Origin of the sequence: Tellurirhabdus bombi, assembly GCF_021484805.1 — a bacterium.
GTDB classification, from domain to species: domain Bacteria; phylum Bacteroidota; class Bacteroidia; order Cytophagales; family Spirosomataceae; genus Tellurirhabdus; species Tellurirhabdus bombi.
The window spans coordinates 1,405,138-1,430,001 of sequence record NZ_CP090557.1; the positions used below are offsets into that span (position 1 = coordinate 1,405,138).

16 protein-coding genes and 1 tRNA gene are annotated in these 24,864 nt (G+C 47.8%); 7 read left to right on the forward strand and 10 right to left on the reverse strand.

Annotation, left to right across the window (positions count from 1 at the left end):
- Nucleotides 1–30 precede the first annotated feature (30 nt).
- Nucleotides 31–618, reverse strand: coding sequence for an imidazole glycerol phosphate synthase subunit HisH (hisH, locus tag L0Y31_RS05985; protein ID WP_234736222.1), 588 nt, complete (start codon nucleotides 616–618; stop codon nucleotides 31–33).
- 186 nt (nucleotides 619–804) lie between these two features.
- Complete coding sequence (locus tag L0Y31_RS05990; RefSeq protein ID WP_234736223.1) at nucleotides 805–1,293, reverse strand: GtrA family protein; 489 nt, start codon at nucleotides 1,291–1,293, stop codon at nucleotides 805–807.
- A gap of 502 nt (nucleotides 1,294–1,795) precedes the next feature.
- Here L0Y31_RS05990 and L0Y31_RS05995 point away from each other — a divergent pair.
- Both L0Y31_RS05995 and L0Y31_RS06000 read left to right on the forward strand, forming a co-directional pair.
- Nucleotides 1,796–4,978 (forward strand): SusC/RagA family TonB-linked outer membrane protein, encoded by a 3,183-nt coding sequence (locus L0Y31_RS05995; RefSeq protein WP_234736224.1) that lies wholly within the window; start codon nucleotides 1,796–1,798, stop codon nucleotides 4,976–4,978.
- 36 nt (nucleotides 4,979–5,014) lie between these two features.
- Nucleotides 5,015–6,634 carry a RagB/SusD family nutrient uptake outer membrane protein gene (locus tag L0Y31_RS06000; protein ID WP_234736225.1) on the forward strand — a complete coding sequence of 540 codons (1,620 nt, stop codon included), beginning with the start codon at nucleotides 5,015–5,017 and terminating at the stop codon, nucleotides 6,632–6,634.
- A 119-nt stretch (nucleotides 6,635–6,753) separates the two neighbouring features.
- Here L0Y31_RS06000 and L0Y31_RS06005 read toward each other — a convergent pair.
- Nucleotides 6,754–6,826 (reverse strand) — tRNA-Met (locus tag L0Y31_RS06005).
- A gap of 132 nt (nucleotides 6,827–6,958) precedes the next feature.
- Here L0Y31_RS06005 and era point away from each other — a divergent pair.
- The 4 genes from era to L0Y31_RS06025 all read left to right on the forward strand — a co-directional run bounded on the left by era (nucleotide 6,959) and on the right by L0Y31_RS06025 (nucleotide 10,668).
- Nucleotides 6,959–7,876: a GTPase Era gene (gene era, locus L0Y31_RS06010; RefSeq protein ID WP_234736226.1), complete on the forward strand. Its 918-nt coding sequence runs from the start codon at nucleotides 6,959–6,961 to the stop codon at nucleotides 7,874–7,876.
- A gap of 36 nt (nucleotides 7,877–7,912) precedes the next feature.
- Entirely contained in the window at nucleotides 7,913–9,223 is a 1,311-nt protein-coding gene (der, locus tag L0Y31_RS06015; protein ID WP_234736227.1) for a ribosome biogenesis GTPase Der, read from the forward strand.
- Nucleotides 9,220–10,143: a DMT family transporter gene (locus L0Y31_RS06020; RefSeq protein WP_234736228.1), complete on the forward strand. Its 924-nt coding sequence runs from the start codon at nucleotides 9,220–9,222 to the stop codon at nucleotides 10,141–10,143. Before der ends, L0Y31_RS06020 begins: the two co-directional genes overlap by 4 nt.
- Before the next feature lie 216 nt (nucleotides 10,144–10,359).
- Complete coding sequence (locus tag L0Y31_RS06025) at nucleotides 10,360–10,668, forward strand: ArsR/SmtB family transcription factor (RefSeq protein ID WP_234736229.1); 309 nt, start codon at nucleotides 10,360–10,362, stop codon at nucleotides 10,666–10,668.
- A gap of 34 nt (nucleotides 10,669–10,702) precedes the next feature.
- On the opposite strand, the gene ruvB is transcribed toward L0Y31_RS06025, so the two are convergent.
- Together ruvB and L0Y31_RS06035 are read right to left on the reverse strand one after the other, a co-directional pair.
- Entirely contained in the window at nucleotides 10,703–11,731 is a 1,029-nt protein-coding gene (ruvB, locus tag L0Y31_RS06030; protein ID WP_234736230.1) for a Holliday junction branch migration DNA helicase RuvB, read from the reverse strand.
- Nucleotides 11,732–11,863: 132 nt separating this feature from the next.
- The gene (locus tag L0Y31_RS06035; protein ID WP_234736231.1) at nucleotides 11,864–15,961 is read right to left on the reverse strand and encodes a PKD domain-containing protein; all 4,098 of its coding nucleotides are present in this window, start codon (nucleotides 15,959–15,961) and stop codon (nucleotides 11,864–11,866) included.
- A gap of 264 nt (nucleotides 15,962–16,225) precedes the next feature.
- Between L0Y31_RS06035 and L0Y31_RS06040 the strand changes: the two genes are divergently transcribed.
- Nucleotides 16,226–17,260, forward strand: a complete 1,035-nt coding sequence (locus L0Y31_RS06040; protein WP_234736232.1) for a PorP/SprF family type IX secretion system membrane protein — start codon at nucleotides 16,226–16,228, stop codon at nucleotides 17,258–17,260.
- Between the two features lies 1 nt (nucleotide 17,261).
- On the opposite strand, the gene L0Y31_RS06045 is transcribed toward L0Y31_RS06040, so the two are convergent.
- The 5 genes from L0Y31_RS06045 to mutL all read right to left on the reverse strand — a co-directional run bounded on the left by L0Y31_RS06045 (nucleotide 17,262) and on the right by mutL (nucleotide 24,394).
- Entirely contained in the window at nucleotides 17,262–18,527 is a 1,266-nt protein-coding gene (locus L0Y31_RS06045) for an aspartate kinase (RefSeq protein ID WP_234736233.1), read from the reverse strand.
- A 61-nt stretch (nucleotides 18,528–18,588) separates the two neighbouring features.
- On the reverse strand, nucleotides 18,589–20,526 hold the full coding sequence (gene dxs / locus L0Y31_RS06050; RefSeq protein WP_234736234.1) for a 1-deoxy-D-xylulose-5-phosphate synthase: 1,938 nt from the start codon (nucleotides 20,524–20,526) through the stop codon (nucleotides 18,589–18,591).
- Between the two features lie 202 nt (nucleotides 20,527–20,728).
- Nucleotides 20,729–21,649, reverse strand: coding sequence for a rhomboid family intramembrane serine protease (locus tag L0Y31_RS06055; protein ID WP_234736235.1), 921 nt, complete (start codon nucleotides 21,647–21,649; stop codon nucleotides 20,729–20,731).
- A gap of 3 nt (nucleotides 21,650–21,652) precedes the next feature.
- Complete coding sequence (locus tag L0Y31_RS06060; RefSeq protein ID WP_310587136.1) at nucleotides 21,653–22,435, reverse strand: rhomboid family intramembrane serine protease; 783 nt, start codon at nucleotides 22,433–22,435, stop codon at nucleotides 21,653–21,655.
- A gap of 33 nt (nucleotides 22,436–22,468) precedes the next feature.
- Entirely contained in the window at nucleotides 22,469–24,394 is a 1,926-nt protein-coding gene (mutL, locus tag L0Y31_RS06065; RefSeq protein ID WP_234736236.1) for a DNA mismatch repair endonuclease MutL, read from the reverse strand.
- Nucleotides 24,395–24,864 lie beyond the last annotated feature (470 nt).

A 24,864-nucleotide genomic window follows, 5' to 3' on the forward strand; every position in this document is an offset into this window, starting at 1 on the left:
ACTTGATTCAGAAAGCGTTTTGCAGTCTACTTATAAGCTCAAAAAATTCTCTAAAATGCGTTGTCCTACGTTGCCGCTAATCTCGGCGTGGAATTGGGCGGCGTAGAAATTATCTTTTTGCAGCATGGCGCTGAAAGGCCGGACGTAATCGCAAACGGCCGTCGTTTCGGGGCAGATATCCGCGCAAAAGCTGTGCACAAAATACACGTAAGCATTTTCGGGAAGTCCGGCGGTTAGCGGGCCTTGCAGCGAATGAAGGCTGTTCCAACCCATGTGCGGCACTTTGAAACCGGGCTGTGCCGGAAAGCGGCGTACATCTACGTCGAACACGCCCATGCAATCCGTGTTGCCTTCTTCGGAGTAGCGACAAAGCAGCTGCATCCCGACACAGGTTCCCAGCACCGGCTGCTTCAGCGAGGGAATTACCTTGTCCAGCCCTTTTTGCCGCAGGTAAGCCATGGCCGTACTGGCTTCGCCTACGCCCGGGAAAATTACCTTGTCGGCGGAGCGAATCTCTGCCTCATCGTCGGTGAGGTGGTAACTGGCGCCAATACGCTCCAGCGCGTACATCACCGACTGCACATTACCCGCGTTGTATTTGATAATAACCGTTTTCATACAAGAAAAGCCCGGTTCCTTGGCAGAACCGGGCTTGTGTTATATCGAGTTTTCGTCTGAATCTACTGTAACTCCAAAAGCAATCCGTTCTGCCTGATTAACAAACAGAATGATGATGGTAACGGATCGTGTTCGCGGAGGTCATGGCGCAAAGGTAGTAGAGAAAACGAGAATTGCCCAGCCAATTTACAAATTCAGCAATCTTTTCAGCTTTTCGTAAAAACCCGTATCCCGGAAGGTAAATGTCTTATGCAGAATGTAGTTACTCATAAAACTAAGCCCCATCCCAATCGTATGCGAAACCAGTTTGTTGAGGTTAACCGATTTTACAGAAAACGGAATGACAAACATGCTGATACCGATGTTGGCTTCCGAGTAGTCATATAAGCCCGACGATCCGTAAACGGTTATAATACAGGACAATATAGAAACTAGCGTAAATTTAACGATCTCCCGGCGAGTGGTAGCCGAGTTTTTCGAATTGAAGGCAAATAACTTGGTCAGGACAAAGCCAACAAAAAAGGAAAAGACATAGCCCGCCAGCAGGGCTTGCTCGTAAGTAACTCGGAACCAATCCTGTAGAAGCGTACCCACCAAAAGTTGCAACAACGCCCCCGTGGCTGCTACGATAAAATAGGCAATAAGATCTCGCTGATTAAATAACTGTTTCTCCATAATTCAGGTGTGAACGAAATAGCAAACTTAGGGAAAGAAGTGACTAATTCATGCAGTACCCTTTATACTTTCCCAGTGAGCAATCCGGCGAAAAACGGAGATTTTTGGCTAATTTTTTACTAATTCCCGATAAAAGTGATTCGCAATTGATTTAGCGGGCCAGATGGCAAAATTAATTTCAGGTGTTTTCTTAGGTCTAAATCCTGCTTTTAGTAGCCCTGAGTCGCCCTTTTTCCTTCCTATCTTCTAAAAATTCTGCTCAAGTCTGGAACATTTACTTTTCCTAAAAAAATTAATGAATCTACTCATAGGAAGTTGAGTATATAACAGATTCCATTTCCTTTTGAATTAAGGAAATACCACCGACGAATGTAACGTGAAGATTGAGGCGCCTTGGCATGACAGAACACCGTAATCAAGCATTTACTCCTACTTGCGCTTGATCAAATAATCCTTTACCGATTTATACAACCAATCAAACTTACCTTTCCTATAAGAACCCATGAAGAAATCTCTTCCTGTATGGCGGTTGACGCTTGGCGGGCTTTCCTGCGTCCAGTTGTTACTGGCAACAGCGGGCCCAAATCTGGCTTACGCTACGAATCTACCAACTAGTGCGAATCGCCCTGCCTCGATTCGGGCGGGCCTCAACGTGGCCCCCGCCGACATCTCTATATCGGGTAAAATAACCGACGACAAAGGTGAAGCCCTGCCGGGTGTGAGCATTCTGATAAAAGGCACCAGCCGAGGCACAACAACGGACAACAATGGCCAATACAAACTGGTCGTTCCCGACGAGAAAAGTGTGCTGGTTGTCAGCTTCGTTGGCTATACGAGTCAGGAAGTAACGGTCAACAACCGGACTGTTCTCGACATCCAGCTCCAAGCCGACAATAAAAGCCTGGAGGAAGTAGTCGTGGTTGGGTATGGCGTGCAGAAAAAAGTGAACCTGACCGGTGCCGTTTCCACCGTTGACTCCAAGGTGCTGGAAAACCGGCCTTCTACCAACCTGGCTTCGGGCCTTCAGGGCGTAACGCCGGGGCTGATTATTACCCGGCAAAACGGCCAGCCGGGTCGCGAAAGCATCGGCATTCAGATTCGGGGCGCTACGTCAGCCAACGGAAACGTCAATCCGCTGGTGTTACTCGACGGGGTAAGCGTTCCGATCAGTACCATGCAAACCATGAACCCCAATGATGTTGAGAACATCAGCGTTTTGAAAGATGCAGCGGCGGCGGCCATCTATGGCGCCCAGGCGGCGGGTGGGGTCATCCTGATTACCACGAAAAAAGGGAAATCCGGTAAAGTTACGTTTGACTATCTGGCTCAACAGGGAATTGACTGGGGAATCAACATCCCGGGTCGGATGACGTTACTCGAAGAAGCCGAGTTCTCGAACCTGGCCCGGAAAAACTCAGGTAGTGCGCCCGAGTACACCGATTTTGAGATGGAGAACATTCGGAATAATGTTCCTTATAGCATTAACCCAGCGGATACGAGCAGTTATCTGTATTACAATCAGGACCCGATTGCCAATAGCGTCTTGCGGAAATACACTTCCATGTCTACGCACAACATCACGGCTCGGGGTGGTACGGATAAGCTAAACTTCCTGATTTCAGGGGGTTACTATAATAAACAAGGCGTATTTAAAGTTGGGCCGGATAGCTACACGCGGTATAACCTGCGGATCAATTTGGGTTCTCAGCTGACGAAACACGTTTCGCTAGACAGCCGCCTGTCTTACTCCAATGAGCGCACGCAAAGCCCTTCGGCAGACGCGAACAGCAGTGGCTTGTTGTACCAGGTTTATCGCTTCCGGACGCGCAACCCGATGTTTACGCCCGAGGGACGCTACAACACCTCCAATGGAACGTATGCTTCCTTAGCCGAAGGCGGTTACAATAAGTATAACAAGAATTTCTTCGATGGTGTCTTTACCATGACGGTTGCCAACTTCGTGAAAGGCTTGCAGCTTCGGGCCGTGGCGGGTACGCAATACCGGCTAGGTGATCGGAATATCTTTTTTCGCACGGTGCCGCTGTGGGCAAAATCGAAAATTGCCAGTTATGTGAATCAGATTAACTCCTACGAAATTCAGAATGAGTTAACCAAAAACACCAATTTGCAATTTCTGGCGAACTACGATTTTAAAGTTGGCGGCAAGCATAATTTTGGTCTTTTTGCGGGTTACCAGTGGGAAAACTACCGCGAAGACAATCTTTTCTCAAGAGCGACCAACCTGGTAAGCAATGATTTGCCAACGCTAAACCTCGGAGATGATAGAACGAAAAGCAACGGCCAGACCATTCGGACGTATGCGTTTCAGTCGGTCTTTGGTCGCTTCAACTACAACTACGACGACAAGTATCTCTTAGAAGCCACCGTGCGTCTGGATGAAAGCTCCAAGTTAGCCCCCGGGCTGCGGCAGCAATTCTTCCCGGCAGCTTCAGTAGGCTGGAATGTGCACCGGGAGCCTTGGTTCGGCGAGCGGGTTTCCTTTGTTTCTGAATTTAAACTGCGGGGATCCTGGGGTCGTCTGGGCGGTGCCTTGGGCGATGCCATTGGTAACTATGATTACCTGAGCCAATTAACGCGGGGTAATACGCTGGTTCTGGGCGATTCCCGGACTTCGTTCATCTACCAGGGTTCAATTCCTTCGGCCAATCTATCTTGGGAAACCATCGAAACCACCAACGGAGGTCTGGATTTAGGCTTTCTAGAAAACCGCCTGCAATTTAGCGGTGACTACTACATTAAATTTAACCGGAACATGCTGACAGCCCAGCAGTTGCCGGGCACCATCGGTATCGGTACGCCGCGCAAAAATACGGGCGAGCTAAAATCATGGGGCTGGGAAACAGAGCTGCGCTACCGCGACCGAATTGGTAAAGACTTTACGTATTCGTTTGCTGTTAATTTATCCGACAACAACAACCGCCTGATTAACTTCTCAAACCGTAATGTGGTAGGAGCCGGTACGAACGCACTCATCGAAGGTTATCCGCTAAATACGATCTGGGGTTATCAGACAGCCGGTTATTTTACCTCAGCAGACGAAGTAAAAGGCTGGGCTTTCCAGGATAACCGGACCGACGCCGGTGACGTAAAATACGTCGATCAGAACGGTGACAAACGGCTTAGCGTTGGTAAAGGTACGGTGGCCGATCACGGTGACCTGATCCTATTGGGAACCACCAATCCACGCTACTTATTTGGCGTTACGCTGGGAGCACAATGGAAAGGTTTTGACTTTACGGCTTTCTTCCAGGGCGTTGGCAAGCGAAGCTATCGGTCAACTGCCGAGTCTGTTGCGCCTTTGCTGGTAACCTGGAAACAGGCGCTGGCCATTCACCGCGATTACTGGACGCCGGAAAACCAGGATGCCTTGTTCCCCCGCCCCTTCACCGGTGCTACGCATAACTACATTGCTTCTGATAAGTGGACGCTTGATGCCAGCTACATCCGGTTGAAGAACCTCCAGATCGGCTATACCCTACCGGCAACGCTGACGCAGAAAATTAACGTTTCGCGAGCGCGGTTCTTCTTCTCTGGTCAGGATATCCTCACCTTTTCCGGTCTAGGGCCATTCCAGGGCTATTTTGATCCCGAAACCCGTGATGGTGTTGAGAATGATTATCCATTCTTCGCCACGGCGTCTATTGGTTTGAATGTGTCGTTTTAACCAAGCCGATTTTACGAGCTTTAAACAGAACTCTCAATGAAAGTGACTATAAAACATACCGTCTTCACACTCGCGCTTCTTTTTAGCCTAAGCGCCTGCGAGGTAGACCGATTGCCCGAAACCAATATTAGCGACGAAACCTTCTGGCAGTCAGAATCCGACATCAAGGTGGCTAATAATTATTTATACACCTTTTTGCCTGCTTTTAATATAGAAGATAACTGGTCTGATGATGCCTTTGGATTAGCGTCCAACAACATCAGCGATGGTTCGCGTCTGGCGCCTGCTACGGCATCGGGAGATTACAATACGCCTTATAACCTGATTCGGGCCGCGAACAATGTGCTGGAAAAAGCGCCTCGCGCATCGGCTGCGGTGAGTCCTGCTATCATGGATCGCTATCTGGCCGAAGCCCGCTTTTTTCGGGCATGGGCGTATTTTTCGCTGATGCAAAAGTACGGTAGCGTACCACTGATTCTGAAAACGTTAACGGAAGACTCACCGGAATTAACTGCACCCGCTGCCAGCCGTGACCAGATTATAGACCAGATTTACCAGGATCTTGATTTTGCCGCCCAGAAACTGCCTACGCCAACGGCGCTGGGTGCCGCCGATTATGGCCGCATCTCCAATACGGCGGCATTGGCCTTCAAAGCCCGCGTAGCACTCTTTGAAGGAACACGGGCTAAATTCCACAAGTATGGCGAGCCTGCAAAACACTTGCAACTGGCCGTAACAGCCTCTAAAGCGGTGATTGACAGCAAAGAGCACGATTTGTTCGCCAGTTACTTTAACCTTTTTCAGTTAGCGGGAGAAGGGCGCCAAAACCGGGAAAACATCATTGTACGGCAGTATGGTGTGTCCAATACAGATCGGGTTTCAACGCACAGTTACTACCGGGGTAGCCTGGAAACTGGGAACCTAAACCCGACTAAAAGTTTGGCCGACTCGTATCTGATGAAGGACGGCTTGCCGATTACAAAATCCCCGCTTTACAAAGCCCCGGTTAAATCCGTTGACGTTTTTGCCAACCGCGACACCCGCATGAGTGATACCTTCCTGAAAGCGGGAGATCCCTACATGACCACCAAACCCGTTTTCGATATTGCTAACTTGGTATTTAACAAGACTGGTTTTACGTTTCGTAAATACGCCAATATCGACGACTGGAATACGCAGGCTTCAACCGTTGACCGGGTTCTGCTGCGTTACGCCGAGGTGCTGGTTACTTATGCCGAAGCAACTTATGAGCTAACCGAAACCATTAGCGATGCTGATCTGGACCTAACTGTTAACCGGCTCCGTGCCCGGGGCGGGGTGGCCAAGCTGACCAATACTTTTGCAAAAGCCAATGGCCTGGACATGCGCGAGGAGATTCGTCGGGAACGGCGGGTAGAATTGGCGCAGGAGAGCTTCCGCTACTGGGATTTGATTCGTTGGAAAACCGCCGAAATCGAACTACCTAAGCCAGTGCTGGGGAATTTTTTCTTTAAGTCGGAATATGCTTCGACAACGGTCAACTTAACTCCAGACAATTATATTCTGGTGCAGGCGGCTAGTTTCCGCAAGTTCGACCCGGCAAAAGATTACATCTGGCCATTACCCGTTAACGAAATTGCGCTGAACCCATCTCTAAACCAAAATCCGGGCTGGTAATCTCTCTCAAGACAAAAAGGACGGCAAGTTTGCCGTCCTTTTTGTCTTATGCGAAAGCGCGGCTCGTCGTGGCAAACGTCTAAAATGAAAAAGCCACTCAGTTGAGTGGCTTTTCTTCGTAGCGGGAGCTGGACTCGAACCAGCGACCTTTGGGTTATGAGCCCAACGAGCTACCAACTGCTCCATCCCGCGATGTTTGTGAATGCAAAAGTAGTGGTCTTTTTCGAAAAAACAAACTATCTTTGTAAAAAAAATTATTACCCCTCTCTACAAATTTCTTGTTCGGAGGGGAGTTTTTTTCTGTAGCTACTGGTTATCAATTGAATGAATACTACGAACGAGACATATAGCCCAACCCATAAAGCCGGATTTGTAAGCATTGTTGGGAAACCGAATGTGGGCAAGTCGACGTTGATGAATCAATTGGTTGGCGAACGGCTGTCAATTATTACGTCAAAAGCACAGACAACCCGCCACCGCATTATGGGTATTCTGAACGGCGTTCATAATGGGCAGGAGTTTCAATTAGTTTATTCGGATACGCCAGGCATTATTAAGCCGCTTTATAAGTTGCACGAATCAATGATGAGTTTTGTGCGTGGCTCGCTGGAAGATGCAGACATTATTCTGTTTGTAACGGATATTTTCGAGAAGCACGATGAAAACGACGTAATTGAACGCTTGCAAAAAACGAACGTGCCCATTTTACTGCTGGTCAATAAAATCGACCAGGCAAGTCCGGAGCAGCTCGAAGAAAAAATTCAGTACTGGCAGGAGGCGTTTAAGGCGGAAGATATTATTCCGATTTCTGCTCTGAATGGCGAAAATATCAACCGTGTCTTTGACGGCATCGTCAACCGTTTGCCGGAGCATCCGCCCTATTTCCCGAAAGATGAATTAACTGACCGCCCAGAACGCTTTTTTGCGTCGGAGATTATTCGTGAAAAAATCTTCCTGAACTATAAAAAGGAAATTCCCTATAGCTGCGAAGTAATTGTTACGGGTTTCAAAGAACGGGACGATATGATTGTTGTCTCGGCAGAAATTCTGGTTGAAAGAGCTACGCAACGCGCCATCATTATCGGCGATGGTGGTAAGATGATTAAAAAAACGGGCATCATGGCCCGCGAAGAACTGGAACGGTTCTTCGGTAAGAAAGTGTTTCTTGAACAATTTGTAAAAGTAGAACCCGACTGGCGCAACAAAGAGCAAATGCTTCGCCGGTTCGGATATGACGAATAGCAACCGGTCTTTTCGGATTGCTGATCACCTAAAGTTATGGCAAATATTGTCGCTATTGTAGGCCGCCCAAACGTGGGTAAATCAACGTTTTTCAACCGTCTGGTGGAACAACGTCAGGCCATTATGGATAACCAGCCGGGGGTAACCCGTGATCGTCACTACGGATATGCCGAGTGGACGAATAAGTATTTTACGGTCATTGATACGGGTGGTTACGTCGTAGGATCGGATGATGTGTTTGAAGAATCCATTCGGGAACAGGTCGAAATTGCCATCGATGAAGCCAGTGTGCTTTTGTTTATGGTCGATGCCGATACTGGGTTGACGGGTCTGGATAAGGATTTCGCAAATATTCTGCGCCGGACCAAAAAACCGGTATTTTTAGTTGCTAACAAAGCAGAAACGATTCCCCGGCAGCAAGCCGCCCTGGCCGAGTTTTACGAGCTGGGCATGGGAGAAATCTACCCGATTTCGTCCATGACTGGTACCGGAACAGGTGAGCTTCTGGATGATGTTATCAAAGAATTTTCTACTGAAGGCATTGAAGATCCGAATGCAGGTGTTCCACGCGTAGCGATTATCGGTCGCCCTAACGCGGGAAAATCATCCTTTGTAAACCTGCTATTGGGTCAAGATCGGACGATTGTTACCGATATTGCTGGAACAACGCGTGACTCGATTGATACACGCTACAAAGCTTTTGGTAAAGATTTTATTCTAACCGATACGGCCGGACTGCGCCGCAAGTCGAAAGTTACGGACAACATTGAGTTCTATTCGGTCATGCGCTCGCTGAAGGCGCTGGAAGAATCGGACGTTTGTATCATGATGCTCGATGCTTCACGCGGCCTGGAAGGTCAGGATATGAACATCATCGGCCAAGCCATCCGTGCCAAGAAAGGCGTTGTACTGATGGTGAACAAATGGGATACGGTGGAGAAAGACTCTAAAACGGCGGACATCTGGAAAAAGGAAATTCGGCAACGTCTCGCACCGATTGACTATTTGCCGATTGTATTCGCTTCTGTGACTGAAAAGCAGCGGGTTTTCCAGGTAATGGAAAAAGCCATTGAGGTTTACGAGAACAAGCATAAGAAAATTCCGACGTCGAAGCTGAACGAAGCCATGCAGCCGGAAATTGAGGCGTATCCGCCACCGGCAACGAAAGGTAAGTACATCAAGATCAAGTACATGATTCAGTTGCCAACACCGTCGCCGACTTTTGTTTTCTTTGCGAACCTGCCTCAGTACATCAAAGAACCGTACGAGCGTTACCTGGAGAATAAGCTTCGGCTTCACTTTGGATTCGATGGCGTTCCGATTACTTTATTTTTCCGGCAAAAGTGATTGTCACGGATTCCACAAAACAAACACAAGTCCGCTATTGGACGGGAGCGCTGCTGGTTTTTCTGGCAGCGTTTTGTTTTGCATTGAAGGGCGTTTTAATTAAGATCGCTTACCAATACCACATTGATTCGATTTCGCTGCTCACGCTGCGCATGCTCTTTGCGCTTCCTTTTTACATTGGCATTGTTTTCAGGCTTTCTACCAAACTGCCGCCCGTTCAGCTTTCGATGCGTTCCTGGATTTGGATAGCTCTATTGGGTGTTGCGGGTTATTACATCGCCAGCTTTCTTAATTTTTGGGGACTGGAATACATTACGGCCAGCCTGGAGCGCATTCTTCTTTTCGTTTACCCAACGTTTGTCTTGCTGTTAGGCGTCATTTTCTTCCGTCGCCGGGTGAGCTGGTTACAGGCAATCGCGGTTTTTCTTACCTATTCTGGCATCTTTCAGGCCTTTGTTCCTTATCTGGATGCCACGGAGCAACGGGGCGTTTTTCTGGGTGCAGGTCTAATTATTCTGAGTGGCTTGGCTTACGCCATTTATCTGGTTGGGAGTGATACCATGATTGCCAAAGTCGGTACCCAGCGCTATACCTGCTATGCCATGATAGCAGCCACCTTCTTTGTTCTCCTACACTGCGCTTTAGCGAATGGCCTGTCCCTGTTTCGTTACCCTGCTCCCGTCTACTGGCTAAGCTTCCTGATGGCCATTGTCGTTACGGTTATCCCTACTTTCATGATGACGGAAGGGATCAAACGGGTTGGCTCTGGCAATGCTTCTATTATAGCCAGTATTGGACCAATTTTCACAATCGTTCTTGCCACCAGTCTGTTGAACGAGTCTATTTCTATGCATCAATTGGTCGGTACTTTGCTGGTTTTGGTGGGCGTTTTTCTAATTGGCTGGAAGGGCAAAAAGTAGTTTTCAGCGCTATAATTGCGCAACAATTGAAAAAATGACGTTATTTTTATTTGGTTTTATATTATCGGACAGCTTCAATACGTTTTCATTCTTATATAGGATAAAAAGATGGCCTTTAGATAAATAAAAGCTCACATTCAAAGCCTTAATAATCTTGTATGTAAGAATTTTGTTATATCTTTCCATAAACACACCTAAAAATCTACATCTAAAGTCATGAGTCAAGAGACGATTTTCGAGGACGAGAAAAAGATTGAACGAGCGGCGTATGTGCTGAAAGCAGTTGCGCATCCATTGCGTATCAAGATCATTCAGATGCTGAATGAGAACAAGGAGCTTAACGTTTCTACGATTTACAAAAACCTGAATGCAGAGCAATCCCTTATTTCGCACCACTTGATCAATATGCGGGATAAAGGCATACTAGAGATACGACGTAGCGGAAAAAATATTTACTATTTTCTAGTTGATGGTGCGATTGCAGAGATTATCGAATGCATCTATCGCAGCAAGGTATTAGCTTAGTAAAAAGGGAAGCACTTAGGCTTCCCTTTTTAATTTACGAAAACAATTCACCGTCCCGATACGCGGGCACAATGCCTAAATGCCGGTATGCTTTTTCGGTAGCCTCCCGGCCTCGGGAAGTCCGTTTTAAGTACCCCTCCTGAATCAGGAATGGCTCATAAACTTCTTCAATCGTCTCTGCTTCGTCTCCACAGGCCGTCGCAATCGTTGAAATTCCGACGGGTCCACCTTTGAATTTATCGACAATGGTCATCAAAATGCGGTTGTCCATGTCGTCCAGGCCATTTTGATCGACATCAAGGGCCTTCAACGCCATTTCGGCAATTTCTACCGTAATGATCCCGCTTCCTTTCACCTGCGCAAAGTCACGCGTCCGGCGCAGCAGGTTATTGGCAATTCGCGGTGTTCCGCGACTCCGGCGCGCAATTTCAAAAGCACCATCTTCATGAATGGGCGTTCCCAGAATGGCAGCGGACCGTTTTACAATGGAGGTTAATAAGGCGGCGTCATAATACTCCAGACGAGCGTTAATCCCGAAACGGGCCCGTAGCGGCGAAGTTAACAAGCCTGCCCGCGTTGTGGCGCCAATCAAAGTAAATGGATTCAGCTTAATCTGTACCGTCCGGGCGTTAGGTCCCGAATCGAGCATAATGTCGATTTTATAATCTTCCATGGCCGAGTACAGGTACTCTTCCACGACGGGGTTAAGGCGGTGGATTTCGTCGATGAACAACACATCATTTTCGCCCAGGTTAGTCAACAAGCCCGCTAAATCGCTTGGCTTGTCCAACACCGGCCCAGAGGTCATTTTGATGCTTGCATTCAGCTCATTGGCAATAATATGAGACAAGGTCGTCTTACCAAGACCCGGAGGGCCGTGCAACAGCACGTGGTCAAGAGCTTCGCCCCGCAACGTGGTTGCCTGAACGAAAATTTTCAGGTTCTCAAGCACTTTTGCCTGTCCCGTAAAATCTTCGAACGACAGCGGTCTTAGCGCCCGTTCAATTTCTTTTTCGGTTGGCGTCATGCTGTCCGATGTACCACTCAGATAATCTTTGCGCATATTTTTGAATAATTGACAAAGTAGCCGAGCGTTAAAATAAGCGAGTAGCGCACCTAAAAACAACGCCCCTAACTGCCTTAGAACTCGGCTACTGATCTAGTCAAATATACGAAAAATACCCCAAAAAAGCTATCAGCGAATGAGCAAAATCGAGCCTCTTTTGGTCATTTTTGGACGCTCTGGATAATACTGACTTTTATAGGTAATCGTGTACGGATAGACCATCGCCGGGTAAGGAGTCCCTTTGTAGGTGCCATCCCATTTCAGCTCCGGTTGCTGCGACATAAAGATTACTTCTCCCCAGCGGTTGAAAATCTTTAGCTCAAAATCCGTGGTGTAAGCCGTGAAAATATCCAGAAAATCATTGGCTCCGTCGGCGTTCGGCGTGAAGGCATCCGGAATCTGAACGCGGGGCTCACACTTATCCACCACCAGCGCGGTGTCTTCCGCCGTACAGCCAGCCTCATTGGTGATCTGCACCACGTAAGTACCAATCCGATCAACGGTTACTGTAGGCGTTGTTTCCTGCGAATGTGGCCACAAATACGTCAACGGACTGCGGCTGTTCACGCGAACTATGGCAGTCCCACGATCCCCTACGCAAAGCGGTACCTCTTTTGTCAGTTCATAAGTTGGCAGAGGTCTGAACGTAATCCGCAGATCATCCCTGGCCTGACACGCGCCGACGATAGCCGTTACACTGTAGGTTCCTGAAGTTGTAGGCCGGATACTGGCTGTTGTCTCTCCAGTTGACCATTGAAACGTGGCCGCTGATGAAGACGAAGCCTGTAGGCGGAAAGACGGTGTTGGACACAAGGTTGTGTCTGGACCTAACTCGACAACCGGCGGACGTTGCAGGAAAACAGCTTTTGTATCCGTGTTCGCGCATCCTCTTACCGTAACCGTGTAAGTCAGTACGAGAGGTGCGTTGGGGTTTGTGCCAATCAAACTATCTGCCGGAGTGAATACCCCAATGGCATTAACACCTCGACCGCTCCAGGCTCCGTTAACAGGAGTGGCGTCTGCAATCCGAACGGGTTGCTGATTGGTACAGATAATCAACGGCGGGCCCGCCTCAACAGTTGGTTTCGGATTGAACGAAACTTCTATTTCGTCGGAGCCCCGGCAGCCGGTTAAATCGTTACGAACCGTTAGCCGGTAAGTTCCGTTGGAATTGACTGTGATTGAACTACTATTTTGCCCATTGCTCCATTGGTAGGTATCTCCTTGGGTAACGGGAACCAGAGATTGTAGACGAATGGTATCTCCCTCGCATTTGCCCCGGTCTGGGCCTAGATTTACGAAGCCAGTTGTATCGACAGGCACCAGCACGCTATCGCGGAATACGCAACCGCCATTGTCCCGCGCCTCGTAGAAATACAATCCAGCATTCACCTGGCTCAGCGCCGAGCTCGTTCCTACTTCATTGCCGTTTCGATCTCTCCAGACAAACTGGGTAGGCCGCCCTCGATTTATCGTGACACGCACGCCACCACTCAACGGCACACTACACTTGGCCGTAAGCCCTTCCAGACTGACGTCAATGCTGTTGGCTGATGTCAACCGGAACGAAGTGTCCGTTACACAGGCATTCGTGCTGGTTATACGCACTTTATAAAGGCCATCAGGTACATTCTGTAGTAAGGCGGTTGTATCGCCCACCGACGAACCATCCTCCCGCGTCCAGTCAAAGCGGCGGGCCTGAGCCCGGCTTACGTTTAGTCGAATACTGCCATCAGCAATGGTACAGCCAGACGGTGCCGTTAAAGTAGCGGTTACGATTGGTCGAGGATTAGACGTTACCCGAATGGTATCGGCATTTTCACATCCCTGCGGATTGCGAACCACTACCGAATAAACACCCGGCTGGCTAACCGTAATTTCCCGGCTTCCCGCTCCGGTGCTCCATTTATACTCACTCCAAGAAGCGCCTGGCGCAACCAGCTGCACAGAGCTACCTTCGCAATAGGTCGTATCTGGCCCTAAGGAGAATCTAGGTGGTTGACGCAAGGTAACATTGATGGTATCTACCTGGAAACAGCCTCCATTGTGCGCGATGACGATGTACGTTCCCGATGGATTATTGGTTGAAGTCAGCGCTCCGGTGGGAAAACGGAGCGTTAACCTTCGCCCGGTTTCAAACCTAAGTATTCGTCCATTCCTGATCCAGATGTAATTATCTGCTTCAATCTTGGCATCCAGCGTCACGCTATTTCTACAACTATCGATGTCTGGCCCCAGATCTATCTCATCTGGTTTTCTCACAATATTAATTGTCTGCGTGATGGTTGTGTCTTTACAAACGCTGCCGTCGGAACGCAGAGTAACGATGTGCAAGCTTGCCTGATAGGCGCCTGGGTTCTGGTAAGTATGGTGCGCCGTTGTAGCCGTTGTCGAGAAAGGTGGCGACCCATCGCCATACGTCCAGGTATACCGGTCTTTCAACGGATCGCAATTGGGAGATGTCTGAAAATTCGTCGGCTCCCCGGCGCAGGTATCCGCGTAGGAAAACGCCGGACTATTGGACGGCTCGTTGAAGTTGGCTACAAAACTGGGTAATCCCAACTGGCTGGTTTTACCTCCTAAATCAGCACCATTGGGATCAAAGGTAGCCCCCGCCAGCAAATCATCATTTGGATTTTCGATTACTCCTAATGCCTTGCTTCCTTCTACGGCCACATAAATGCGACCATCCGAACCAATTTGTAAGGCTCCGTATTGTCGATTTGACGTACTGTCGAGCACAGATCGGGTATCCGCAATGACGGTTGCATCGTCGGAGCTAATGTCATAAATAACGATTTGTGCCGCCGTCGAATCATTTCCCTGAAAACTCACGTACATTTTCTGCCCATTCGGAGAAAACTCGACCCCGTAGGCCGTGGGCGGTGCCGGTCCCAAATCAACCCTTGGCCCGGCAGTTAAAACCCCTGTTGAGTCATTAAAGGTATAAAGCTCCACGTAGTTGCGCGGTGGCCCCGGAACAATCATCGCCATTGGGCGGTCGCCGGTTCCACTTGTATCAGCCGGTCCAATTTTCAGGTAACCTTCTCCCTGCGTGGGTGTGTCCTGCGTCTCTCCGAGTTGGTACTTCACCGGATCTGAGAGGCCAGCAGGCGTCATGTGGTAGACGTTAAACGTGTTGTTACCGAAATCGCGTGAGATGACCCAATAGGTTGTATCCCGGTCATTACGAACCGAAGCCAGGCGTTCTGTGCTTTCTGCTGAGCCTGCTAAGGGAATGTTCTTGTTAACAATACCGCCCTTGCCCTGATTCAGGCGCATATCTACAACGGTGTATGTCAGTACTTTTGAACCGTTGATTTCGGACGTGGTATAAACGTGATACAGGTATTCGCAACCGCGGCAGGTCGGCTGCGGAACAATCAACGCTGATTGGGTTGAGTTAGCATTTCCGCCCAATTTAGCCGTATCCGCCGGATTGACGGGCTTCATCACTCCCCCATCTTTGTCGTAGATTGTTACCCCATCCGTATAAAAAAGGAGCTGGCCTTTACTGTTTGAAATGGAAGAAGTTCCTTCTGCGGTGTTAATGCTGGAATCGTCAATAGGTTTTGGACTGCCACCACCGGAAAAGTCCAAGCCGGCATTGCCACCAAAAAACCATTTTGCGCCTTGCTGCTGCGGACGCTCGCCACAGACTTTTACGTTAATCCGGTCTTCATACGTACAGCCATTCGGCATAATGACCTGAACCGAGTAACATCCCGAGCTATCGATGGAGAGCGCCCGTGTCGTATCGCCTTTGGGATACCACAAGTATTTGGCACCAGCAGGAGCGCCCTGCCCCCCCGGATAAGGATCTAATTCGATTGTTTGCCCCTGGCAAATCATGGTATCGGTGCGCCACTGCGGAAAAGGTGGTGGCGGCACGTCGATAGAAATGATTTTCGTTACGGGCGCTTCCTGTACGCCATTTACCGTCCGCGTCAGCGTCACCGTATACTGTCCCGGCTGTAAGTACAGGTGTTTTGGATTTGCCTTGGTGGATGTATTGGCCTCCCCGCTGGACGCGTCGCCAAAGTCCCAGGACCAGGCAGTAGCCGTCTTCAACGTGTCCGAAAAGGCCGTTGAATCAGTTTTACAAGTTGGATCAGGAGCACACAGCCGCCCGGATACCACGATACCCGACTGCGTTGGCACCTGAGCCTGCGCGAGGTTGAACACCAACCCCAGGCAAAGAACAATGAGCCACCTGATTTGCTTCACTACTAATGTATAAGTTATCATTCGCCGCAAAATAATACTGATGAAACCTAAAGGTTTTGCGCTTGCCTATGCATACCAGAAACGCCAACCCTTACGTTATTGTAAACGAATATCACCACTACAAAATTTTACTGGTAACAATTGCAATCTGCATCCGCTCCTGTTACCTTTAATGGTTGTATTGTCTGATTATATACTACTTGTTCACACGACTCTTTCTTTGGCAAATAGGTTGCAGGCAATATGTTATTAAATCGCTGTGCTATGCTAAAACGTTACGTTTTAATTCTGTTAGGGTTGCTAATGCTGGGGGCAGTACAAGCACAAGATCCACAATTTTCTCAATTTTATGCAGCTCCTCTTTATCTAAATCCAGCCTTTGCCGGATCAGCACTGGCACCCCGCATTACCGTTAATTATCGCAACCAATGGCCTGCTGTTACCAACTATGTAACTTCTATGGTGGGCATTGATCATTACGTCGAAAAATACAACAGTGGAATTGGACTTTTACTGGTTAATGACAACCAGGGACAAGGTCGGATTCGCTCTACAGATATTGGCTTACAGTATGCTTACCAGATTCAGGTTGGTGAGCAATCGTTTTTGCGGTTGGGCTTGCAAGGATCTTACGTCAATCGTACTGTAAATTATTTTGGGTTAACATTTGGCGATCAATACACGGATCAGGGGTACACAGGCTCTCCTACGCAAGATCCAGTCGTTACTAACGGATTACCTAAACTTCAGTACGTTGATTTTTCGACGGGTGGTTTGCTCTTTTCCGACTGGTATTGGGTCGGGTTTGCCGCGCACCACATTAACCGGCCAAGCCAGTCGTTTACAGCAAGTGACAATACACGCCTACCCCTCAAAGGAAGCTTTCACGCTGGCTTACGCATCCCTATCCTTGGATTTACGGGCTTAGGCGACGAATGGGAAAAAGAGAAATCTTTCTCACCCGCCATTAATTACCGCTTCCAGGGCAAATACGACCAACTTGATTTAGGTGCTTATCTAACTTACTCACCAATGGTTCTGGGCGTTTGGTATCGCGGCATTCCCGTCAAAAAATACGCGCAAAACATCAATAACCACGATGCCCTGGCCGCATTAATTGGTTTTCGGCAAGATAATTTCTCTATTGGCTATAGTTACGATGCTACTATTTCTTCTTTAGGGATAGGCAGTGGTGGTTCGCACGAAATTTCACTTTCATACACGTTCGATAACTGGCCACCACGCCAGAAAAACCGTTCTCCACGAAACAAAAAACAGCTTTCCTGCCCGAAATTCTGATTTAATTCTCTTTCACTACTAACTGAACTGTATAGCGGCTTTTCTGTTCCAGTAACAACCGTTTGTTTATCAAAACCCGATCAATTGTGTTCTGGTCGTAATAACGTATGGTGATTAGCTCCAGGTTGTCGTTGTAAGTAAGTTGAAAATCTTCGCTCAACCGTGTCAATAAACGATTGATTTTTTCGGGTTCATTGTTCGTCACGATTGAAAAGCTAATCGCTGAGTTTTGCATCAGATTGATGGCCACTCCCGTTTCGGCAAAGACGCCAAAAATGCGGCTTAAATTCTCTTCGGCAATAAAAGAAAAATCCTTTGGGTGTAGAGAAATAAGGATCTGATTGATTTTGAAGATGAAAGATGGAACCTGCAAATGCTGCGTAAACGGACCAATGGCCGTGCCTGGTTCCTGGGGATTTATAAAGGAGCGGACATAGAGCTGGATATTTTTGTTCTGTAGCGGTTTGATTGTCTTCGGATGGATAACATTCGCCCCATAGTAAGCTAACTCAATAGCGTCCAGATAAGTCATTTTGTCAATCCTGACTGTTTCGTCAAACCATCTGGGGTCGGCATTCAATACGCCAGGCACATCTTTCCAGATGGTCACGCGCTTTGCATTTATGCAGTAGGCAAAGATAGCCGCCGAATAATCCGAACCATCCCGGCCCAGAGTTGTGGTAAAGCCGTGCGAAGTAGCACCAATAAAGCCTTGCGTAATGATGACATTTGTCGATAGCAAATCCAGCAGTGTATTCGTAATGTTTTCGCAGGTCGTTTCCCATCGTACGCCTGCTTCCCGATAAGCATCGTCCGTTCGAATCAATCGCCGGGCATCCACCCAAATGGCATCTGAACCCTGATAATTCAGATAAGCACTTACAAGTTGGGTCGAAATAAGCTCACCATACGAAACGATCTGGTCATAAACCTGATTTGCATTGCTGTCAGGCCCATTAGCCAAAAAGGCTTCCACCGCTGCAAACGACTCGAATACGGACGCAAAATGCGTCTTGTAACTAGCTTCTCCGACCAAATCCCGCATAATTTGCTCGTGGTAGGCACGGATAGCTTGCCATTTCTTCGAAACGTCCGCTTGTTGTTTTAGATAACTCCAGGTTAACTCTTCCAGTGCATCCGTAACTTTTCCCATTGCTGAGATAACGACGACTAATTGCTTTGTGGCTTCCTGTAGAATGATTTGAGTGATGTTGCGTACGCCCGAAGCGTCTTTTACGGAGGCGCCCCCAAATTTAAATACTTGCATGGATAGGATAGAAAAAGCCGTACGGAGCTTTCCGTACGGCTATATAATACTGCTTAAATACTTATATAACAACGGAATTGGCTTCCTGATAGATCATTTGCTTTACTGTTCTTGCGATGCCTTCAGGATCGAACCCGCACTCTCTTTGAAGCTCAATCTGCTCGCCGTGCTCGATAACGGCATCGGGTATTCCTAACCGTTTAATACGCGCTAAATAGCCGTGGTTAGACATGAACTCCAGAATAGCGCTGCCAAAACCACCCATTATGCACCCGTCTTCTACCGTCACGACTTTGTCATAGCGCTGGAAAATTTCGTGCAACATGGCTTCATCCAGTGGTTTAACAAACCGCATGTCGTAATGAGCTGGAAAGAGTCCTTCCTTTTCAAGCAGTTCACAAGCAGTAACGGCATAGTTACCGATATGCCCAATGGTTAAAATAGCAACTTCTTTGCCATCGCGTATTTTCCGTCCTTTACCGATTTCTACGTTTTCTAAAGGAGTCCGCCAGGCGGGCATAACGCCTTCTCCACGCGGGTACCGAATCGTAAAAGCCTGCTTTCCTTTTTGTATCTGATCAGACTGTGCCGTATACATCAAGTTTCGCAATTCCTGCTCATTCATTGGCGACGCAACAATCATATTGGGGATACAGCGCATAAAAGCGATGTCGTAAGCCCCGTGATGCGTTGGTCCGTCCGCCCCGGCAAAGCCTGCCCGATCGAGGCAGAAAACGACGGGCAATTCCTGAATACAAACGTCATGGATTACCTGATCGTAAGCCCGTTGCATAAAGGTTGAATAGATATTGCAGAATACCGTTTGACCTTGAGTAGCCAGACCCGCCGAGAACGTTACGGCATGTTGTTCAGCAATACCAACATCAAATGCCCGCTCTGGCATCGCTTTCATCATGATATTCATGGATGATCCCGATGGCATGGCTGGCGTAACCCCAACAATTTTTTCGTTTTTCTCCGCCAGTTCAACCAGCGTATTTCCGAACACATCCTGGTATTTAGGCGGTTGGGGGCTATCGTAAATTTTCTTCTTGATTTCGCCCGTTACTTTGTCAAACAGGCCCGGAGCGTGCCATTTGGTCTGGTCCTTTTCTGCGGGGCCGTATCCTTTCCCTTTTACGGTCAGGCAGTGCAACAGTTTCGGGCCAGGGATATCTTTCAGGTCGTTTAGAACGCTCACCAGATGATCGATATCATGGCCATCAATTGGGCCAAAATACCGCAGGTGCAGTGATTCAAAAAGATTGCTTTGCTTCAATAATGAAGCTTTAAGCCCAGATTCTATTTTCGAGACAATTTCCTGCGCTGATTTACCAAAGGAACTCATCTTTCCTAACAGATTCCACACTTCGTCTTTCACCTTGTTGTAGGTTGGCGAAGTCGTTATATCCGTCAGGTATTCTTTCAACGCACCCACATTCGGGTCAATGGCCATGCAGTTATCGTTCAAGATAATCAGCAGGTCAGCGTCGGTCGTTCCCGCGTGATTCATGGCTTCGAAGGCCAAACCGGCAGTCATCGAACCATCACCAATCACGGCGATGTGGTGCCGCTTTTCTTCTTTTTGCAGTTGGGAAGCTACTGCCATGCCCAAAGCTGCCGAAATGGATGTTGACGAGTGTCCTACCCCAAACGAATCATAGGGACTTTCTTTCCGCTTCGGAAAACCAGAGAGGCCCTTGTAAAAACGATTGGTGTAGAAATTATCACGCCGTCCGGTCAGGATTTTATGGCCGTAAGCTTGGTGGCCAACGTCCCAAATCAACTGATCATCGGGCGTATTAAAGACATAATGAAGGGCAACTGAAAGCTCAACAACGCCTAAACTAGCCCCAAAGTGGCCACCATAGACTGATACGTTATCAACAATATATTGACGTAGTTCTGTACAAACTTGCGGTAGGTTGGTGCGATCTAATTTGCGTAGGTCGTCCGGTGAGTCAATCGTGGCGAGTAGTTTGCCAGGTGTGATCAACATAGTCGGTTGATTTGAATGAGGTACTTTCTAAACAATCCGTTCCCGTAAATGTTTCGACAGCTTGCGCTTAGAAAGTTACAGAAAGCAAAAGTACTACTTTTTTTAATTGCTCGTCGTATATTAATGAACTATAAATACCTGCATTCATTGAAAAAGCGGGCAAAGTAGCTTGCCCGCTTTTTCAATGAATGCTTTGAATAATTCAATTTTTCTGACTAGCCCGGAATAATTTCTGTTTTTCTTCCCGCGTTAGGCTTTCGTACCCAGAACGAGAAATCTTATCCAGAATCGCATCAATTTCATCCTGATCAGGCATTGCTACTGAAGAGGATGCTGCCGAGCTTGAATACGTTGTTGCGTGAGCACTGGCGCTACTTCGCTGGCGATACGATACCTTGACCGGTGGTTTCTTGCGAAAAAGGTTCTGCCACCCTTCAATAACCCAGTAAAAAGGCTGACCGATATCCGTGCCGTTTTGCAGTAGTTTAATAAAAACAAACCCAATCAGGGCGCCGCCCAAATGCGCTAGATTCCCTCCCGCATTTGGCCCTATTGATTGTGCCAGCGACAAGACAATGTAGAAAAAGGCAATGTACTTAATCCGGACGGGGCCAAAGAATAGCAAATGAAAGGTGTAATTCGGCAATAGCGTAGAAGCACCAACCGCAACCGAAAAGGCCGCTGCCGAAGCACCCAGCATCCGCGAATCGGCAAGGTCTTTCTGGAAATAAGGCAGCAGGTTGTAAATGGCCATGTAAGCCACTGCACCCGCTAATCCACCTAGCATGTATAAAGCCACTAACCGACGGCTTCCAAGATACTCATCAACCAACCGACCAAACCAATAGAGGAACAGCATGTTGAAAAGGATGTGGAAGACTTCCTCATGGGTAAAAAAGTACGTGATTAGCGTCCAGGGCTTGGTTAAAAACACGTGGATCGAGGCGGGCAGTTGAAATTGGTCTACAATTACTCCGTATACCCCAGAATTAGACCCAAAGACAAAAACTACTTTTAAAATTAGTAGCAGTAAAAAAATAACGGTGTTGATCAAAATCAACTGCACCAACGTATTGTTGGGCTTATTGAATTCGCTTCGGAAGTCATCGAACAGGCCACTCATCACTTAGTAGAAATTTTTACGTTGCGTCCCCCAATATCTGACTAGTATATAGGCAAAGAGCATTCCGCCAATGTGGGCGAAGTGCGCTACACCATCAGTTTGTGCTCTGTAAACGCCAGAATATATCTCATAGGCTCCATAAAAAGCTACCAGATATTTTGCCTTAATCGGAATGGGCAGAAATAATAAAAATAATTCGGTGTTGGGAAATAATAAACCAAACGCCATCAAAATTCCGAAGACCGCCCCCGACGCGCCTACCATCGGTATATTAACCTGCTGCAGGTAATAGCTGTTTACAATTTTAATACTATTCTGAATATAAGTAGGATTTGATGAATTATCTTCAAATTGGTTAATGAAATCAAACAACTGTTCGTACAAACCGGGTGCATGATCTTTTACCAGGTAAAGGAAACCATCTGGAGTAGGAGCGGCGGTATAAGCAGCAATTGCATCACGAAAATGAGAAATCTCATAATAGTTAATGGCTGCGAACAAAGCCCCAGCCCCGATCCCGGTAAAAAAGTAAAAAAAGGTAAACTTTTTACTGCCCCATACCTGCTCAAGTAACGGACCGAAAAAAAACAGCCCCAACATGTTACTAAAAACGTGGTTGAAGTTAGCGTGTAAAAACATATACGACACTAACTGATACGGTTGAAACGCCGGTGACAAAAACGAGTATAAAGCAAAGTTATACGTCAGATTAATTCCGAAGGCTGTTATCAGAAACAGTGCAACATTGACCAACAACATTGTCCTGACGACCGGCGTAAGCATCATAAAATTGTAACGTTTATACGTAAAAAACTAAGTTTAGGCTGAAAACAGCCCAGCAATCTTATCCAACGTCAAAACATTGGTAATGGATTCGCCTCCAGGTGTATATCCTGGATTAGACGAGGCAAATAATTGATCAACCAGCGCCTTCATTTCCAGCTCGCTCAAACGAGTCAGATGCCGGGCAGCCGAGCGTCTGGCTAGGGAGCGGGCAACTACCTCAGCCTTTTCCAGCTTGAGACGTCCTGTGTCTTCCCGAAGCTGCGCCAACAGACTGGAAAATAGCTCTTCTTCATTCTCGTCAACCGTCACGGATGGTACACCCCGGATAATAAACGCATTTTGCCCAAACTCTTCAAAGACAAAGCCCAGACTAACCAGTTCCTCCTGCATTTCCAGCGCCATCTGAAAATCAGCGGGTGAAACCGTTACGGTTTTGGGAAACAGCAATTGCTGCGAAACCCCTTCGCGACGGGTAAGCGAGCTATGAAACTGATCGTACAAGATTCGCTCGTAAGCTCCCCGCTGATCAATTACCATAAGGCCGGATTTGACGGGCGACAATAGATAGCGATTGTGCAACTGCAGCATAGCCTGCCCAGGCTCCTCAGTAGCAACGGGCGCAGCGACCAGTTTATTGGCTCGGCTTCCCACCGTAACCGAAGCCGACGGTACCGGTAGATGTTCCGCCTCTGAAGGTTGCTCGAAACTCAACGCTTCCTGGTTAGGCTCCGCATCTTCGTGCCGGGCCATTCCCTCAAACAAAGCCTGCCAGTTCTGCGTACTTTGGCGACGAGGCATAGCCTCGGACCGATACTCCTCTTTTCGCTCGGAATGACGTTCTGTAGGTTGCTCCGATTGGGTCCAGGAGGTAGTTAACGGACGCGCTTCAGTGGGGCGTTGCGGTACATCAGAACCGGGAAAACCCGATAGAAAATTAACGTTGGATTCAAAATCTAGCGGAGGAGCCAAATTATACACCCCTACTGCCTTGCGAACCGCCGCCATTACAATGGCATAAACCGACCGCTCATCATCAAACTTTATTTCCGTTTTTGTTGGATGAATATTGATGTCAATATGCGACGGATCAATGTCAATGAACAAGACATAAAACGGATGCGTCCCTTCGGCAATGGTGCCTTCGTAGGCACCCGTTACGGCATGATGCAGGTAATTGTGCTTGATAAAGCGTGAATTAACAAAAAAGAACTGCTCACCACGCGTTTTTCGGGCGGCTTCGGGCTTTCCGATATAACCACGCACTTTTACGTACGGCGTTTCTTCTTCGCAATAAGCAAGCTGCTCCCGGTAGGATTTACCAAACAGGTCAACGATCCGGCGGCTCAACTTACCCGCTGGCAAGTTATAGACTTCGGCATCGTTGTGATAAATGGAAAAAGCCACTTCAGGATGGGCCAGCGCGATTCGCTGAAATTCGTCCAGAATATGCCGCATTTCCACGGACGTAGACTTTAGAAAGTTGCGTCGGGCAGGAACGTTAAAAAACAGGTTTTTAACCAGAATATTAGTTCCGGGCAGACACGAGATGGATTCCTGCGTTTTAAGCTCTGAGCCTTCAATCCGTACCAGTGTCCCCAACTCATCACCCGACCGACGCGTACGCATCTCCACTTGAGCAACCGCCGCAATAGAGGCCATCGCTTCGCCTCGAAAGCCCATAGTACGAATACGGAACAAGTCGTCTGAAGTGCGAATTTTCGACGTAGCGTGCCGCTCGAAGCTCATCCGCGCGTCGGTCTCGGACATCCCTACACCATCATCAATAATCTGGACCAGTGTTTTTCCGGCTTCCCGAATAATTACCTGAACCGAACGGGCCTGCGCATCTACTGAATTTTCCAGCAATTCCTTCACTACCGAAGCCGGACGTTGCACCACCTCTCCCGCAGCGATCTGATTGGCAATTGAATCCGGAAGTAGTTGAATGATATTTAACATAGTTACCTTGCCTGTATACGAGTCGCGCTATTCTGGTTTTAACAAAGTAACATTTTTAATCCCTTTTTCATCCACCTATTCGGGCCGATATGCAAAATTTTGCAATCATTTTTACCCGGTTTTTGTTCTGTTACTATTCTATATGTATCTTTAACATATAGCGGCCTGGCTCCATGTGTGCTAGCCACTTCAGAAATTATACCTAGCTATCTATAAGTTTCTTACTAACCTTAACTTCACTTGGTAATTGCGATGAGAAAGGTAAAACTCTACATGGTCTTGCAATGGATTTTCTTTCTCCCTGTTATTCTACCCCTCTGTATGGTCTTCGGAGCACTACAGGGCGCGGTTAAAATGGCAGAACGAGTTATGAACCAATTTCTGACGGACATCCATCCGCCGCACAATTCACTCTCTTCCGCCCATAACGACCTCTAACTTCAGAAAAACAATCTACTCGGCAAGGGGCT

Bases quoted from the DNA above. Each gene is read 5' to 3' on its own strand.
- hisH (WP_234736222.1), bottom strand. From the start codon at position 618: ATGAAAACGGTTATTATCAAATACAACGCGGGTAATGTGCAGTCGGTG.
- L0Y31_RS05990 (WP_234736223.1), bottom strand. From the start codon at position 1,293: ATGGAGAAACAGTTATTTAATCAGCGAGATCTTATTGCCTATTTTATC.
- L0Y31_RS05995 (WP_234736224.1), top strand. From the start codon at position 1,796: ATGAAGAAATCTCTTCCTGTATGGCGGTTGACGCTTGGCGGGCTTTCC.
- L0Y31_RS06000 (WP_234736225.1), top strand. From the start codon at position 5,015: ATGAAAGTGACTATAAAACATACCGTCTTCACACTCGCGCTTCTTTTT.
- era (WP_234736226.1), top strand. From the start codon at position 6,959: ATGAATACTACGAACGAGACATATAGCCCAACCCATAAAGCCGGATTT.
- der (WP_234736227.1), top strand. From the start codon at position 7,913: ATGGCAAATATTGTCGCTATTGTAGGCCGCCCAAACGTGGGTAAATCA.
- L0Y31_RS06025 (WP_234736229.1), top strand. From the start codon at position 10,360: ATGAGTCAAGAGACGATTTTCGAGGACGAGAAAAAGATTGAACGAGCG.
- ruvB (WP_234736230.1), bottom strand. From the start codon at position 11,731: ATGCGCAAAGATTATCTGAGTGGTACATCGGACAGCATGACGCCAACC.
- L0Y31_RS06040 (WP_234736232.1), top strand. From the start codon at position 16,226: ATGCTAAAACGTTACGTTTTAATTCTGTTAGGGTTGCTAATGCTGGGG.
- L0Y31_RS06045 (WP_234736233.1), bottom strand. From the start codon at position 18,527: ATGCAAGTATTTAAATTTGGGGGCGCCTCCGTAAAAGACGCTTCGGGC.
- dxs (WP_234736234.1), bottom strand. From the start codon at position 20,526: ATGTTGATCACACCTGGCAAACTACTCGCCACGATTGACTCACCGGAC.
- L0Y31_RS06055 (WP_234736235.1), bottom strand. From the start codon at position 21,649: ATGAGTGGCCTGTTCGATGACTTCCGAAGCGAATTCAATAAGCCCAAC.
- L0Y31_RS06060 (WP_310587136.1), bottom strand. From the start codon at position 22,435: ATGATGCTTACGCCGGTCGTCAGGACAATGTTGTTGGTCAATGTTGCA.
- mutL (WP_234736236.1), bottom strand. From the start codon at position 24,394: ATGTTAAATATCATTCAACTACTTCCGGATTCAATTGCCAATCAGATC.